The sequence below is a fragment of the Sorangium sp. So ce321 genome (assembly GCF_051530195.1).
Classification (GTDB): Bacteria; Myxococcota_A; Polyangia; order Polyangiales; family Polyangiaceae; genus Sorangium.
The window spans coordinates 5,071,365-5,085,667 of sequence record NZ_CP150329.1 but is presented as its reverse complement, the minus strand read 5'-3'; the positions used below and the strand labels follow the sequence as shown (position 1 = coordinate 5,085,667).

Here is a 14,303-nt window from a genome sequence, read left to right as displayed (position 1 = left end):
AGGCCAGGGAATCGTGGAGAGCACCGTCATGGCCAAGAAGAAGGTCCTGTTCGTCGAGCTCGACGTCAACCGGGACGTCCTTCCCTTGGTCTCTGGCTACCTGCGAGCCTATGCCTGCCGCGAGCCGGAGGTCGCCCGGTGCTGCGAGTTCGAGCAGCTCGTCGAGGGGCTCCGCACGCCACGCGACGAGCTGCTCTCGCGCCTCTTGGCCGAGAATGCCGCGATCTACGCGTTCAACTGCTCCGTCTGGAACATGCGGCTGGTACGCTACCTCGTCGGCCGCCTCGCTCGGATGCTTCCGAATGCGAAGCTCGTCCTCGGCGTCCCGCAGGTCGACGGCCACGGCGAGCCGCCCGACCTGCCTGCGCTCTGGACGGCCTCGCCCGCGTCGTCGAGCAGCACCCGACCATCCGCGCGATGATCATCCCGTGCGAGGGCCGACGCCTCGCTCCGCGAGCTCGCCCACGCGTCCGTGATGTTTCAGCACCAGGAAGACGAGCCGTCGTGGCCTCCGGAGCTCCGAAAGGAGCCCCTCGCGCACATCGACACTTCGGCTGTCGAAGAGAGGAACGTGCATCCGTATCGGCTGCTCGTGAACCTCGCGCTCAAGTCCGGCGGCCCACTCGTGGCGCGAGGGGTGGCGCGCGCACGCCGATGAGCGCGAGTCCGTCGCGCGCTGGGTGCGGCAGCTCGAGGCCACGGCCGCGGCCTACGCCGAAGCCTGACCAGAACGCCGGACGGGCACGTTCAGAAACTTTGATTTGGTCTCTAGGGCGGGTATCATCGACCTCCGGGAGTTCGGCGAGAGGATGGCCCCTGACGGTGTGCTGAGTACGATCGGGCGGACTCCGCTGATCTCGCTGCGTCGGCTGTCGCCGCCCGGCGTGGCGCTTCACGCCAAGCTCGAGTTCCTCAACCCCGGCGGGAGCGCCAAGGACCGGCCCGCGCTGGCGATGCTCGAGGCCGGCATCGCGGCGGGCGAGGTTCACCCCGACACGGTCGTGATCGAGTCGAGCTCGGGCAACATGGGGATCGGGCTGGCGCAGGCGTGCGCGTACCTGGGCCTGGAGTTCATCTGCGTGATCGACGTGCACACCACCACGCAGACCGCGCGAACGATGCGCGCGTACGGCGCCGCGCTGGTCGTCGTCGAGGAGGCCGCGCCGCACGGTGACCTGCTCGAGGCGCGCCTCTCGCGCGTGCGCGACCTCGTGGCGGCGACGCCGCGGGCGTGGTGGCCCAACCAATACGTCAACGCTGCGAACGCCAGAGCGCACCGGGCGCAGACCGCGCCGGAGCTGGTCGCTGCCCTGGGGCGCGCGCCCGACTACGTCATCTGCCCAGTGAGCACGTGCGGGATGCTCGCCGGGATGGTCAGCTACTTCCGCGAGGTGGGCGCGTCGACGCGGATCATCGCCGTCGACCTGCACGGCAGCGCGATCTTCGGCAGCGCACCGGCGCGGCGGCTGATCCCGGGGCTCGGCTCGGCGCGGCGGTCATCCCAGATCGATCCGTCGTTGGTGGATGAGGTCTTGCACGTCTCGAACACCGATTGCGTCGTCGGCTGCCGGCTGCTCGCGAAGCACGAGGCCATCCTGGCGGGCGGCTCCTCGGGCGGTACGCTCGTCGCCGCGCTGCGTCTCTCGCGAACGCCGCCCGCCGACACCACATGCGCGCTCCTGCTGCCGGACCGCGGCGAGCGCTACCTCGACACCATCTTCGACGACGCCTGGGTCGCGCGCCACATCGGCCCGCTCGATGAAATCCAGGCGCGGATGCAGGAGCTACGATGCCCGGTGACCTCCGCGTCGTGACCGCCCGTGATGTCTCTGCTGCCCTGGATGGGCGCGAGCGCGACGTGATGGACGCCGTGCGCGACGCCTACCTCACGCATGACCTCGGCGACACGGCCCTACCCCACTCGTTGTTCCTGCGGTTTTCGCCGGACAAACCGGACAGGATTATCGCGCTGCCGGCCTACCTCGGTGGCGCGGAGCCGGTCGCCGGCGTCAAGTGGATCGCGTCGTTCCCTGGCAACGTCGCTCGCGGCCAGGACCGCGCGTCCGCTGTTATGGTGCTCAACTCCCCCACGACCGGCTTCCCCGAGGTCGTGATGGAGGGATCCATCGTGAGCATGCAGCGCACGGCCGCGAGCACAGCTCTCGCGGCGCGAGCGCTGCACGGTAACCCGGACGTCGAGTGCGTCGGCGTCGTGGGGTGCGGTCCGATCGGCTTCGAGATCCTGCGGTATCTTCGGGTCGTCTTTCCGCGCCTCGCGGAGGTCGTCGCGGTGGATACGCAGCCAGAGCATGCCCGAAAGTTCGCGGCGCGTGTGCGCGAGGAGCTGTCGCCTGATATCGCGGTGAGCATCGCGCCGCTCGGGGAGGCGCTCTCGGCGTGTCGGCTACTCGCGTTCGCCACCACGGCGGCGGCGCCGCACGTGGCCGATCCCGCAGCGTTCGGTCCGGATGCGACGGTGCTCAATGTCTCGCTCCGGGACTTCGCTCCGGAGGTAATCCTCGCGGCCGACAACGTTGTTGACGACATTGACCACGTCGTCCGCGAGCGCACCTCGCTCCACCTCGCGGAGCTCGCGGTCGGGCACCGGCGGTTCGTGCGCTGCACGCTCGCCCAAGTGCTCGCGGGCGCCGAGCCGGCTCGAACAGGCGACCGGCCTGTGTTCTTCAGCCCGTTCGGGCTCGGGATCCTCGACCTCGCGGTCGCAAGGCTGGTGCTCCGCGCCACCTCTGACCGGCCGCGCGGCGTCGTAGTCCCCGACTTTCTGCCGCCAGGGTGGCGCCGCTAGGTGAACCTCCCCCGCTCGCGTGGACATTCTGATTACGCTGCCATCGCCGCGACCTGTCTCCTCAACGCGAACTCCTTCGAGCTCACGTAGCCCAGGTGGGAATGCCTTCGTTGGGGGTTGTAGAAGCCTTCGATGTCCTCACCGATCGACACGACGGCGAGAGCTCGCGAGGGGTGGGGTGGCGAAGAAGCTCTCGGCTACAGCGTTGTCGTAGCAGTCGCCGGCGCGGCTCATGCAAGCTTCAGAACCGGAGGAGACACGGTGGTCGGCCGAGCTATGACCTCTCCGCCACGACGACACCCGCGATCGTGACGAGATCCTCCGTCCGCGGCAGCTTCTTGTCGTTCTGCAGCATCAGCTCGAGCAGCTCGACCAGCGCATATTCCCCCTCCCCGATCACGCCCACGTCCACGTTGGGATCGTCGAGCGCCCACGCATAGTCGCTGCTCATGTACGGCCCCCCGCCGATGATCGGCACGTCGGGGCACCAGGATTTCAGGCGCCCGAGCACCTCATGGTAGAAGCCCTTGTAGCATGACAGCGTCCTCGCCCCGATCACATCGGGCCGAAACTCGGCGACGAGGGCCTCCAGCTCGGCGAAGGAATCGAAGTCGACCGCCGACTTGGCAATACGCCCGGCGACCCGTCCGCCCATTTTCTCGTTGATCATCGTGAGCAGGTACAACATGCCCAGCGGCTGCTCCAGCACGGCATACACCGCACCCTGATCGGCACGGAATCGCGTGGACAGGTCCAGCAGCAGGATCCGCAGCCCGTCGGGTTGGGTGGGCGGCGCCGGCCTGCTCGCAATCGCCTCGATGGCCGACTCCGGCAGCTGCCAGCCCTGGGTGAACTCGACGCCAGCGAGGTCTTCCCGAGTCAGCTGCAGGATCTCGAGCAGTGCGTCGAAGCTTCGGATGTCGTATGGCAGCACGCTGTTATACTTCTGTACCAGCTCGTCTTCTCGCAGGTGCTTCATCTGTATCGGAAGCACCGACAGCAGCCGTTCCCGGTTGAAGAAGTAGTCGACGAAGAACTCGACCTGCTTCTCCCTGGCGAACTCCTTGCTCCATGGCAGCGTCTCGGGCGCCTCGTGGTGTTCGACCGTCGGCGCCCGCTCGATCGCTTCCCGCGAGACTCCGTTCTCGAGAGCAAAGTCGACCATGTCGCTGCCGGGGTAGATCTGGACCATCGAAAGGCCGGGGAAGTGCAGCCATCGGATCCCCTTCACGAACTCGAACGTGAGCTCCAGCTCTTCCTCCGTCTCGCTGGGGAACCCCATCATGATGAAGAGGTCGAGCATCATGGTCTTGAAGTACTTTTCCACGATGTACTCGATGTTCTCCCGCAGCCGATCGAGGTTCATGTTCTTCTTGATGGCCTTCTGGAGGCGCGGCGAGGCCGTCTCCAGCGCCAGCGCAAAGTTGACCACGCCCGCCTCGGCCATCAGATCGATGTGGTCCTTGGTCAGGATGTCGCCACGGAGACCATTCGGGAAGAAGATCTGCAGCTCGAGTCCGTTGCGGATGACCAGCTCGTAGAACCCCTCGCTGACATCGCGGCGCAGGTTGAAGATGTCATCCACGAAGGAAAAGCGCTGAAAGCCCAGATCGTAGTAGTACCGCACCTCGTCGAAGATGTTCTGCGGCGAGCGATAGTGCAGCTTCTTCGACATGATCCGGTGACAATACGTGCACGCGTACGGGCAGCCCCTGGTCGCGAGCATGGGCACCACGCCGTGGGCCATCGCCTCGCCGATCGACTTCACGTACTTCCGGATGTCGATCAGCGATCGATCCACGAACGGAAGGCTGTCGAGGTCGTTGATCGCAGCACGCGCGGGGCCGAGGCGCAGCCGGGCTCCACGTGACGTTCGAAGCCCCTCGGATGGCGCGGGGCTCACCATCAAACTGGACAGTCTGGCCGCTCTCTGTGTCATTCGAATCTCTCCTGCCTGCGCTATCGCCGCGGCGTCACGCGCCGTCGTTCACGAGCTCGCCACCGCCCTTCGCCCGTTCGATGCACGCGGCGAGCTCCGCGATCGTCGGGTGGTCGTAGACGGCAACCAATGGAATCTCGACCTGGAACACATCCTCGATCCGGTAGACGAGCTTCGCCGCGAGCAGCGAATTTCCGCCCAGCTCCAAGAAATGCTCGTGCCTGCCGATGTCTTCGATCCTCAGGATCTGGCTCCAAATGATGGCGAGGAGCTCTTCGGCGCGTGTCTGCGGAGTGGCGTACGCGTCGTCGGCCGGCAAGCGCGACGTCTCTGGAGCAGGAAGCCTGTCGCGGTCCACCTTCCCGCTTCGAGTCACGGGAAAGCGCTCCAGCAAGACGAACGCGGCTGGAATCATGGATGGATGCAGCTTGCGAGCGACGAACGACCGTAGCTCGGAGATGTCGGGCCGAGCGCCGTCGCGAGGCACGACGTAGGCGATGAGCCGCTTGTCCTCGGGCTCGCCGGCCGACGCCGTCACGAGCGCGGCAGAGACGTCCGGGTGGTCCACGAGCGCCGACTCGACCTCACCGGGCTCGATGCGGATACCACGGATCTTCAGCTGATGATCGACCCGACGCAGGAACTCGACGGATCCATCTGCTCGCCAGCGGCACACGTCTCCCGACTTGTACAAGCGACGCCCATCCCCACCGAACGGATCGGGCACGAAGCGCTCTGCCGTCAGCGCCGCTCCGTTGTGGTACCCGCGCGCGAGGCCGGCGCCGCCGATGTACAGCTCCCCGGCAACGCCGACGGGGACCGGCTCGAGCCGGTGGTCCAGCAGGTAGAGCTGCGTGCTGGAGATCCCGCACCCAATCGGAACGTTGGTGGCGCCGTCCGGCACCGACTCCACCAGGTGCCAGGAAGCGAAGGTCGTCGTCTCCGTCGGTCCATAGATGTGCAGCAAGCGTTCCGGTCGACCTGCTTCCAGAACGCGCCGGACACACGAAGGGGTGACCGCTTCACCGCCGAACAGGACGTTTCCTAGCCCGCTGAATGCCCACGGAACGTGGTGGACAATGTGGTTGAACAAGGTCGTCGTCAACAGCACCACGCTGATTCGGTGGGCCGCGATCTGCCGGGCAAAGTCGTCGGGCGAGAGCAGCAGGGCGCTCGGGAACAGCACCAGCCGGCCCCCGTTGAGCAACGCACCCCAGGTCTCGAACGTGGAGCCGTCGAAGGAGAGGCTCAACGCCTGCGCCACGCTGTCCGTGGGGCTCAGCGACACATAGTTCGTCTCCTTGACCAGCCGAGCGATCGCCTGGTGCGGCACCCCCACGCCCTTGGGCGTTCCCGTGGACCCGGATGTATACAAGACATACGCGAGCTGGTCCGACCCGACCGCCGTGGCCACTCGCGTCTCGGGATGCTCGGCGACCTCCCGCCAGTGGTCCGGGCGGTCCAGGCACAGGACCTGCGCCGCCTGCGGGGGCAAACGGCTCACCAGGTGGGCCGCCGTCAAGATCATCGGAGCAGAGATATCGCTCAGGAGCCACTCGTGCCGGTCAGCTGGCGCATCGGGGTCCAGGGGAACATAGGCACCGCCGGCCTTGAGCACCGCCAGCATCCCCACGAACATCTCTGCCGACTTGCCGAGGAAGAGGACCACCGGGGTGTCGAGACCGACGCCGTGGGCCACGAGGTAGCGCGCCAGCCGGTTCGAGCGACGGTCGAGCTCACCATAGGTCAGCAGCCGGTCGCCGTCGACGATGGCCACGGCGTCGGGCGCACGCTCGACCTGCGCCTCGAACAGTTCATGGACGCACGCGTCCGCAGGAAACGCCGTGGAGGTGTCGTTCCAGGCCTTCAGCAGCTGGTAGGTCTCGTGCTCGTCGCTCAGCCGCACGTCCGACAGCCTGCCGTCCGCATCTGCGAGCGCGCCCGACAACAGCGCTCGAAAGTGCCGTGCCATGCGCTCGACGGTCGCCTCGTCGAACAGATCGGTGTTGTACTCGATCTCGAGCGCATAGCTGCCGCCGCTCTGGTAGAAGTTCCACGTCATCTCGAACTTCGACGTCGTGCGCTCGACGTGCAGCGGCGTCACGGTCAGGCCGGGAAACGACAGCAGGTCGGACGGCAGCGAGTGCACCATGAACATGATCTGGAACAGAGGATGTCGACTGATCGCGTGCCCCGGGTCGCACCGTTCCACCACCAGCTCGAACGGAACATCCTGGTGCGAGAAGGCGTCGAGGCACACCTGGCGCACTCGCCTGACCAGCTGCCGAAACGTCAGCTCACCCGAGACATCGGTGCGCAGCGCCACCGGATTCACGAAGAAGCCGATCACGTGCTCGAGGTCCGAGTGATTGCGATTGGCGGTGGGCGAGCCGACCACGACGTCCGACGTGCCACAGTAGCGCTGGAGGAGCGCCTTGAAGGCCGCGAGGAGCGTCATGAAGAGGGTCGCCGTCTCCCGGCGGCCGAGCTCCTCGGCCGCCGCGATCAGCCGGTGCGGCAGCAACGTCGTCAGCGCCGCCCCCCGAGAGCCGAGCTGCTTGGGCCGGCGGTCGGTGGGCAAGGCGAGGCGAGACACGCCCTGCAGCTGGTGCTCCCAGTACGCCAGCGATTCGGCGAACACCTGCTCCTCGGCCTGCTGCCGCTGCCACACCGCATAATCGCCGTACTGAATCGGAACCTCGGCCAGCGTCGGCGCCCGGCCGTCCTTGAACGCGGCATAGCACGCGGACAATTCCTGGAGCAAAGTCGGAAGCGACGAGCCGTCACAGGCGATATGGTGCAGCGTCAGCAGCAAGAGGTGCCGATCGGGAGCTTCGCGGATCAGCGTGCAACGAACTGGAGGATCCTTGCGCAGGTCGAAGGCGCGCAGCCCCAGGTCCTCCGCGAGCTTCACCGTCGCTCGTTCGTCGTGGTCCTGCCCTGCTGCCTCCCAGTCGATGATCGTGAACGGCAGCTCGAGCCGGGAGTGAACCACCTGCTGGACCTCGTCGCCCAGCCGGATGAAGGTCGTCCTCAGCACCTCGTGGCGGCGGATGACCTCATCGAGGCCCTGCCTCAGCGCCGCCTCGTCCAGGCGCCCCTGCAGCCGGACCACGAAAGGCACGTGGTACAGCGTGCTGTGCGGCTGGAGCTCGTACATGAACCACAGCGCCCGCTGAGCAAAGGAGAGCGGGAACGCCACGACGCGTTCGGCATCGGAAGGAGTCATGTCTTGCCCGCCTCGGGAGCACGGCCGGCCCCCGGCGTGCGGGACCTCGCCCAGCGAATCCCGTCGAAGCTCCGCTTGGCCAGCATTCCATGGCCAACGTCCTTCTCGAGAATGCCGTTGTTGCGTGGTGCCAGGGGGCCCATGAGCAGCTCGGTCGTCACCCTTCCTAGCGTGGCGTAACGAGGCCCGAAGATCCGGGTGCCCAAGAGGCGCCGGCACCTCCGCGAAATCTCCTCGGTCAGCTCCGTGGCATGGCAGTTGGCGATCTGCGCGGAGAGCAATCCGTCCCTCAGTGCCTCCGCACGATCGCGTGCGTCGCTCAACGCGACCAGCGAGCGCGTGTAGTCATTGATCAGCGCGTCGGCGGCACCATAGCGGATGCCTATCTTGCCGAGCTCGGCGACGATGTCATCGAGCCGCGACAGCAGGCGGCCATCGAAGGTCTTGAAGCCCTTCGCGAACTTGAGCGTCTGATCGATCACGTAGCTCGCACCACCGAGGAACGCGGACGACGACAGCGTCAGGTGCCATCCCAGGAGCACGACGGACATGGCACCGCCCGGCAGCAGGTGGTCGCGTGCGACATCGAATATGTGCTCGGGTGACACGACCACGCCATCGCAGCTCATCGAGCGGGTGTCGGACGCGCGCAGCACCTCGGGGAAATAGTAGTCGTCGCCAAACGTGATGCGCTGGTCGCCCTTGAGGGGAAACAACAATGCCACCGGGTCCGGACAGTCTACCAGGGTGAGGAACAGCAGTTCGGCCGTCTTCGTGAAGGACACGAAGTGCCCAATGCCATTCACCTCCATGCCGCGGCCGGTCGGCTTCGCCGAGATACCCTCGGTGAAGGCGCTGTCGGTGTGCAGGTAGCCGTGCGTGTTGGCGACGTACTGGCGCCTGGCCAGGATGTCATCGAGGCGAGCCCGGACCCGCTCGTTGGGATGAATCGACAGGTACGTCTCGATGCCGCCCAGTACGTAGAGATGGTTCTCCAGCGCATACGCCGCGCCCACATTCGCCTTGCCGATGGCGCGCAGCACATTGTTGCACAGCGCATGCGCCGTATCGAGCTCATCGCGAAACAAGATCGGAATGAAGGGCACGTGGGACGCTCGCAGGGATTCCCACAGGGGCGTCAGATCTTCTTCGCGATACTCAGCAAGCTCGGAAGCAAAGGCACTCGCCTGCTCTCGAATGGTCGTCGTGTCCGGCTTCTGGGGGCTCATGGTGCCACTCTCTCCACCCAGAACGACCCGATGGCCAGCGCATCCAGCTTGGCACGCAAGAACGTATCGACGGCCTCCGCTGGTGTGCAGACGATCGGCTGCTGGGCCACATTGAAGGAAGTGTTCAGCACGACGGGCATTCCGCTCACTTCGTGGAAGGCACGGAGCAAGGCGTGCAGCTTGGGGTTGTTCGATCTCGACACGACCTGCACGCGTGCGCTCCCGTCGACGTGCGTGATCGACGGTAATTTCTCGCGGTACTCGCGGTTCACCTGCGCGACGAAGAGCATGTTCTCGTACATATCCTCCGTCCCGGCGGCGATGTCGAAGATGTCCCGCGCCCGCTCCCGCAGCACGGCGGGGGCGAAGGGCCGAAAGTTCTCGCGCTTCTTGATCAGCGCGTTCACTCGCTCGCGCATGTCCGGGAGGCACGGGTTGGCCAGGATGCTCCTCGCACCGAGGGCTCTGGGGCCATACTCCATGCGCCCCTGGAACCAGCCGACGATCCTCCCCTCGTGAATGGCCCGAGCGCTCTTCAAGCACAGATCGTCATGATCGGCATGAAACGTATACTTGCACTGGGGAGAGCGCATCAACATGGACTCGATGGCCTGGTCCGAGAACTCCGGCCCGAGGAAAGGCGGCCCCATGCGTTCATGGTGCACCTCGGGACAGCGACTTCTTTGCACGTACAACGCCGCCCCGAGCGCGGTGCCGTCGTCTCCCGCCGCCGGCTGAACGAAGATGTCGCGAAAGAGGCGGCTGCGCGCGACGACCCCGTTGAGCACGCAGTTTAGCGCGACGCCTCCCGCCAGGCAGAGTTTGGTCATGCCGGTCTCCTGCCTGAAGTGTCGCAGCAGGTGCATGAAGGCGTGCTGCAGGGCCGACTGCATGCCGGCGGCGACGTCCTTGTGATACTGCGTCAGCTCCGCTCCCGGCTCGCGGGCGGGGCCGAAGACCGAGGCCACGTGTCGACGCGAGTGGCTCAAGGTCTCCTGTTCCAGGTCCGTACCGTTCTCCAGGAGGCATGGAATCGAGTACGTTCCGTCCCGGTGCAGCCGAATCAGCTCCATGAACTTGGGCATGGTCGTGCGGGCGTCGCCGTAGGCCGCCAGTCCCATCACCTTGTACTCGTCGGACGACATGGCGAACCCCAGGTGCAGCGTCACCACGGAGTACAACATCCCCAGGGAATGCAGCGAGGCGATCGTGCGGAGGATCTTGATGCCCTCCGAGCTGCCGATCGCGACGGTGCAGCTATGCATCTCGCCCATGCCGTCGGACACCACGATCAGCGCTTCCCCCATCCCGCTCGTGTAGAACGCGCTGGCGGCGTGGGCCAGGTGATGGGGGACCTCGTGCAGCTTCTCGCCGACGGAGGCCGGGAGGAACTCCTGGATGGCCCTCACCTGGGCCGCACGAGAGTACACTTCCTCGAACCGGCGCTGTTCGAACGCAGAGAGCTTCATGAAGAACTCGCGCACCGGCTCGTAGGCAAAACCATGCGCCAGGACGTCGATGTCGTCCCATTCCAGCGAGGCCTGCCGCAAGCAAAACTGTATGGCTTGCACCGGGAAGTCCCCCGTCGCTTTTCGCCGCGAGAAGCGCTCCTCTGCTGCGGCCGCCACGAGACCGTCCTTCGTGACGAGCACGGCGGCGGCATCGTGCCCCGTCGCGATGCGGCACTCCCGCGCATCGAGCGAGGGAAACAGCCGTTTCTTGAACGCCATGCTGTTGTGCAGGCCGCTGAAGCCCAGGATGTTCATTGTAGTCCCTGTCGGCAGCTCGCCTCGAGCGGGCTCAGGAGCGCTTGGGGTATGGTCTCATCCTCGGGGTGGTTGACCTGATACTTGACGACGTCATTGAAGCAGCTCACGAAGTGCTTCACCTGGCTCCGCGTCATGCCCTTGCGTTGGAGATAGTACGTGCTCCATGGCGCCATCCCCCACTGCGGCAGCCAGAGTGCGTTCCGCACGCGAAAGAACATCTCGTCGACGAGGTCACAGGCCTCGCGGTAATCCATCGTTCGGTGCTTCCAGTTGAAGCCGAAGCCCTGGATTCCCAGCTCCTCCCGGCGCCGCCAGATCGGCGTCAGCGGGTCGCAGAACCACAGCTGGCCGAGATAGAAGTCGGGGGCTGTCTCCTCGAGCAACGCGATGCTCTCCTCGAACGTCTCTCGCGTCTCCCCCGGGAAACCGACGATGATGTTGGCGTGGGTGGAAATGCCAGCCGCCCTGAGCAACGGAATAGCTTCGCGGTAGTGGCCGCTGCGGCAGGTCTTGTTCATCTGCTGGAGGATCGCGTCGCTCCCGGACTCCAAGCCGAGGAAGACGCCTTCACACGCGGCCTTGCCCATCAGCTCGATGACCTCGGGGTCGCCCTGATCACAGCGGTAGTAGCAGTTCCACTTGAAGTCGTACTTGTTGCGTATGATGATTCGCAGGATCTCGCGAAACCGGCTCTTGGGCACGTTGAAGGTGTCGTCCAGGAACGTCAGCGTGGAGATGGTGCCCAGATCGTTGATGCGATTGAGCTCGGCCTCGACGAGCTCCGTGCTCAGATACACGTACTTGCCGGCCCGCTCCGGAAACCCACAGAAGGCGCAGGCGAACGGGCACGATTTGGCCGTGCGAATGGACAGGAACTCGCCCAGGTCGGCCTTGCTGAACAGCGAGTAATCGACGGGATTGTCCTCGAGGGCGTTCTGTTCGACCACCTCCGGGGTCCTGACGAACCGTCCGTTGTCGAAGTACGCGAGGTTCGGGATGCGCTCGATCTCCGTTCCCGACTTGAGCGCCCTCAGCAGCTCGACCAGGGTCCTCTCGCCCTCCCGGTTGATGACGTAGTAGTCCGCGCCGATGTACCTCAGCAGGCGAGCGAGCTCGATAGTAGGAAGGCTGTTGGACTGGCTCGAGATGTAAGGGCCCCCGACGATGATCTTCGCCCGCGAGCCGCAGCTTCGTATGAGATCGATGATCTCCAAGATCGGCCGAGGATGTACGTAGAGCGTCGTCGTGATGGCCACGGACAGGACGTCGCCGACCTTCAGCTTCGCGATCAGCGCGTCCTTCTCGAGCTGGAATAGATTGACATAGTCGAACCCGAGCCCGTGTCGATCGAGGTAGGTCGCCAGATAGGCGATGGCGGGCCAAAGGAAGTCCATGTCGTGGAAGCGCGAGCGCGCCCCGCCACCGCCCGACGTACGAAAGCGCGACAGGACATCCAGAGGGCGCATGTACCGAGAATCGTACTCGATGCATGACAATCGGAAGTCGCGGAAGGAGCCGGAGTGCTTGCCGGACGCCTCGACGAGCCGCACGTTGTCGTCGAAGTCGTAATCGTTGTACCCGATGATCAAGCAATCGGTTGGAGTCATAACGTCTCCAGTGATCGGGGCGCGAACCCGGCGCGGCGTACCGTAACACGGTGGCCCGAGTGACACAAGCCCGAGATGTCCACAGGGCAGCGGTCGTCGGTTCCGGCAGACGCCCTCGGCGATCGAGCGCGCCGGCTCCCCGCACGCGGAGGACGGCGTCGGGGGCGTGCACGCTGCGGCGTCTGCGGCTGGATCGACGAGGCCGCCCCGAAGAACGCAGCAGTCCGCGCCTGGCACGGCGACTCGTTCACGACCATGGCCATGCAGAAAGGGGGCGCCTGCCGGAAAGAAAGCAATCAGTCCGAAGTTTGTGTGGGAGCCCGAGGACGAGAAGCGCAGGTTTCTCGAACGCATGGCGGAGCAAGAGGCCTATCGCGCGAAGTTCAGGTACGGCGAAAGATTGCGTCAGGCCCCTCTCTGGGCGGCACGAGCGGTCGTCGCGCACCGGGTCGGGATCGAGGGCGTGGCGCTGCGGGATGATCTCTGGATCGAGGGAAAAGTCACGCTGGGGCCTCGCGAGAGACGCAGGATCCACCTCCTAGCCGTCACCACCGACCAGGATCGTGCCCGCCTGTCGGCCGGGTGGCCTGACACCGAGGCCGAGGTACTCGAGCGCGAGGGAATCCTGCAGCGGTTCAGGGAGCTCTCGGACTCTCTCGGTACAGAGAGAGGGAGCTGCAAGTATCGATCACGGGCACCGCGCCGGACGGAAAAAGCGAGAAGACCACGCTGACCTGGAAGGTGCTGGCGTTGGCCATGCCGGAGCTGCGCGATCCCATCCCTCAGAACGTGGAGCCGGAGGACATGCTGCGCTGCCGGCTCGGCGTCGAGCGCCGCTACGATGCCTTGCTGAGCATCTTGCGCCAGGGCACGTCGTCTTTCTTTGTCTACGGACCCCGGAGGTTTGGCAAGACGAGCTTGCTCCGTGGCGTACAGAAGTTCATCGACGCCGGCGACGTCGTCCTGCTGAACCGCGTCGCGGCCAACCAGCGCCCGCTGGCGAGCCTGTGGGACGAAGTCGCGAAGCAATTCGAAGCCAAGTTCACCCCCAGGAAAGTATACCGGGATCTGGAGGACGGCCTCCTGCCCGTGGCGCCCGCCTACGATTCCGTCCGCGATGAGGCGGCAGATCGCGGGATTCGCGCCATCTACGTCCTCGTGGACGAGGCGCAGGCGATGTTCGCGCATTCGCGACGCGTGCAGCTCGCGGAGCGACTCAAGGAGCGGATGGAGGACTCGTGGGCGGTGGTCAAACGCGACGGGAAGGTGCAGCGCGCGGCGATGCTCTTAGGGTTCGTCGGCCAGGGGCGATAGAGAACCGCAGGAGGAGATCGTGTCAATGGTCCTCACGGGACGACTTGAGGCGGCGTTTCAGGATCTCTTTTCTTGTTTTCGGATCAAATGGATTACCGATGTTCACACCGGCTTCGAGCATGCGCCGGACGACCTCGTGCGCGACCTCGTTGTCTTCGATGATAACCCCATGATTTGTACTAATGTCGACGATCGCATACCTCTTGCTCGAGGAGTCGCCACCTTCGACTTCGCTCAGCATGTAGCACTCCTTGTCCGATTGCCACATATGCTCAAACTCTTTCAGCTTACTGTCGTCCATGATCCAATTTCCTCTATTACTTCTTGGGGCGAGGCTGACCGAATGTGATCACGTTCATATCATGCTCTATCACGGTAGACACGTTCTGTGGCGAGCCCGCTTTGCGCAA

General features: G+C 65.2%; 10 protein-coding genes and 1 pseudogene. 4 read left to right on the top strand and 7 right to left on the bottom strand.

All coding sequences use genetic code 11. The features are described from left to right. Window positions 1–28 precede the first annotated feature (28 nt). The 3 genes from WME89_RS19240 to sbnB all read left to right on the top strand — a co-directional run bounded on the left by WME89_RS19240 (window position 29) and on the right by sbnB (window position 2,806). Complete coding sequence (locus WME89_RS19240) at window positions 29–421, top strand: hypothetical protein (protein WP_438010571.1); 393 nt, start codon at window positions 29–31, stop codon at window positions 419–421. A gap of 403 nt (window positions 422–824) precedes the next feature. Then, window positions 825–1,814: a 2,3-diaminopropionate biosynthesis protein SbnA gene (sbnA, locus tag WME89_RS19235; protein WP_438010570.1), complete on the top strand. Its 990-nt coding sequence runs from the start codon at window positions 825–827 to the stop codon at window positions 1,812–1,814. Beyond that, window positions 1,790–2,806: a 2,3-diaminopropionate biosynthesis protein SbnB gene (gene sbnB, locus WME89_RS19230; protein WP_438010569.1), complete on the top strand. Its 1,017-nt coding sequence runs from the start codon at window positions 1,790–1,792 to the stop codon at window positions 2,804–2,806. The genes sbnA and sbnB overlap by 25 nt, the downstream gene beginning before the upstream one ends. 32 nt (window positions 2,807–2,838) lie before the next feature. On the opposite strand, the pseudogene WME89_RS19225 reads toward sbnB, so the two are convergent. The 6 genes and pseudogenes from WME89_RS19225 to WME89_RS19200 all read right to left on the bottom strand — a co-directional run. Continuing rightward, window positions 2,839–3,055, bottom strand: a pseudogene (locus WME89_RS19225) (IS3 family transposase); the annotation flags it as partial. Between the two features lie 25 nt (window positions 3,056–3,080). Next, entirely contained in the window at window positions 3,081–4,745 is a 1,665-nt protein-coding gene (locus WME89_RS19220; protein WP_438010568.1) for a radical SAM protein, read from the bottom strand. A 34-nt stretch (window positions 4,746–4,779) separates the two neighbouring features. Beyond that, window positions 4,780–7,974 (bottom strand): non-ribosomal peptide synthetase, encoded by a 3,195-nt coding sequence (locus tag WME89_RS19215; RefSeq protein ID WP_438010567.1) that lies wholly within the window; start codon window positions 7,972–7,974, stop codon window positions 4,780–4,782. After that, window positions 7,971–9,203 carry a hypothetical protein gene (locus WME89_RS19210; protein ID WP_438010566.1) on the bottom strand — a complete coding sequence of 411 codons (1,233 nt, stop codon included), beginning with the start codon at window positions 9,201–9,203 and terminating at the stop codon, window positions 7,971–7,973. The genes WME89_RS19215 and WME89_RS19210 overlap by 4 nt, the downstream gene beginning before the upstream one ends. Further along, a complete protein-coding gene (locus WME89_RS19205) occupies window positions 9,200–10,969 on the bottom strand; it encodes a carbamoyltransferase family protein (RefSeq protein WP_438010565.1) in 1,770 nt (589 codons plus the stop codon). Before WME89_RS19205 ends, WME89_RS19210 begins: the two co-directional genes overlap by 4 nt. Continuing rightward, entirely contained in the window at window positions 10,966–12,579 is a 1,614-nt protein-coding gene (locus WME89_RS19200) for a PhpK family radical SAM P-methyltransferase (protein ID WP_438010564.1), read from the bottom strand. The genes WME89_RS19205 and WME89_RS19200 overlap by 4 nt, the downstream gene beginning before the upstream one ends. 750 nt (window positions 12,580–13,329) lie before the next feature. On the opposite strand from WME89_RS19200, the gene WME89_RS19195 reads away from it, so the two are divergent. Next, complete coding sequence (locus WME89_RS19195; RefSeq protein ID WP_438010563.1) at window positions 13,330–13,893, top strand: hypothetical protein; 564 nt, start codon at window positions 13,330–13,332, stop codon at window positions 13,891–13,893. Window positions 13,894–13,915: 22 nt separating this feature from the next. Here WME89_RS19195 and WME89_RS19190 read toward each other — a convergent pair whose 3' ends face one another. Then, entirely contained in the window at window positions 13,916–14,194 is a 279-nt protein-coding gene (locus WME89_RS19190; RefSeq protein WP_438010562.1) for a hypothetical protein, read from the bottom strand. Window positions 14,195–14,303: the final 109 nt, after the last annotated feature.

Excerpts from the sequence above, each read along its gene's own strand:
- WME89_RS19240 (WP_438010571.1), top strand. The coding sequence starts at position 29 with ATGGCCAAGAAGAAGGTCCTGTTCGTCGAGCTCGACGTCAACCGGGAC.
- sbnB (WP_438010569.1), top strand. The coding sequence starts at position 1,790 with ATGCCCGGTGACCTCCGCGTCGTGACCGCCCGTGATGTCTCTGCTGCC.
- WME89_RS19220 (WP_438010568.1), bottom strand. The coding sequence starts at position 4,745 with ATGACACAGAGAGCGGCCAGACTGTCCAGTTTGATGGTGAGCCCCGCG.
- WME89_RS19215 (WP_438010567.1), bottom strand. The coding sequence starts at position 7,974 with ATGACTCCTTCCGATGCCGAACGCGTCGTGGCGTTCCCGCTCTCCTTT.
- WME89_RS19210 (WP_438010566.1), bottom strand. The coding sequence starts at position 9,203 with ATGAGCCCCCAGAAGCCGGACACGACGACCATTCGAGAGCAGGCGAGT.
- WME89_RS19205 (WP_438010565.1), bottom strand. The coding sequence starts at position 10,969 with ATGAACATCCTGGGCTTCAGCGGCCTGCACAACAGCATGGCGTTCAAG.
- WME89_RS19200 (WP_438010564.1), bottom strand. The coding sequence starts at position 12,579 with ATGACTCCAACCGATTGCTTGATCATCGGGTACAACGATTACGACTTC.
- WME89_RS19190 (WP_438010562.1), bottom strand. The coding sequence starts at position 14,194 with ATGGACGACAGTAAGCTGAAAGAGTTTGAGCATATGTGGCAATCGGAC.